The organism is Pseudonocardia sp. EV170527-09 (assembly GCF_008369905.1).
GTDB lineage: Bacteria > Actinomycetota > Actinomycetes > Mycobacteriales > Pseudonocardiaceae > Pseudonocardia.
The window spans coordinates 1-436 of the sequence record NZ_VRMC01000352.1 but is presented as its reverse complement, the minus strand read 5'-3'; the positions used below and the strand labels follow the sequence as shown (position 1 = coordinate 436).

The 436-nt window shown below is 61.5% G+C and carries 1 protein-coding gene; it reads left to right on the top strand.

All coding sequences use genetic code 11. The annotated features are described in order from the left end of the window. Positions 1-165: 165 nt before the first annotated feature. Positions 166-436 (top strand): ParA family protein (locus FVA95_RS29460; RefSeq protein ID WP_161992540.1); only part of this gene is annotated, 271 nt, incomplete at its 3' end.

Below are 436 nucleotides of genomic sequence, written 5' to 3'. Positions count from 1 at the left end.
CTATGTAACAGCATTACGCCGTGTGGAAGTGCAGCAGGCACGGGTACACGCTGTGCGCTTGTTATGCCGCGCGGCCGTCGTGCTGTGCTGCTGTAGCATAGTTTCGCTGTAACTTTGGTCGATCGTCACAAAGAAGGGCAGCTCGTGCCGGCGCACACCATCTGCATGGCGAATTTCAAGGGAGGGGTCGGGAAGAGCACGAGTGCGGTGAACCTGGCGGCCGGGTTGAGCCAGCTCGGGAACCGTACTCTGCTCGTCGACGTCGACCCCCAGGCGAACGCTTCCGAGATGTGGCTCGATGAGCTTGAGATCAAGCACGACTTTCGGTCTTTGATCGTCGACCGGGTCCCGCTCGACCAGGTCGTCGTCCGGACCCGTCTCGACGGCCTGGATCTGCTCCCCGCCACGATCAACCTGTCCCAGCTGGACAAGGAGC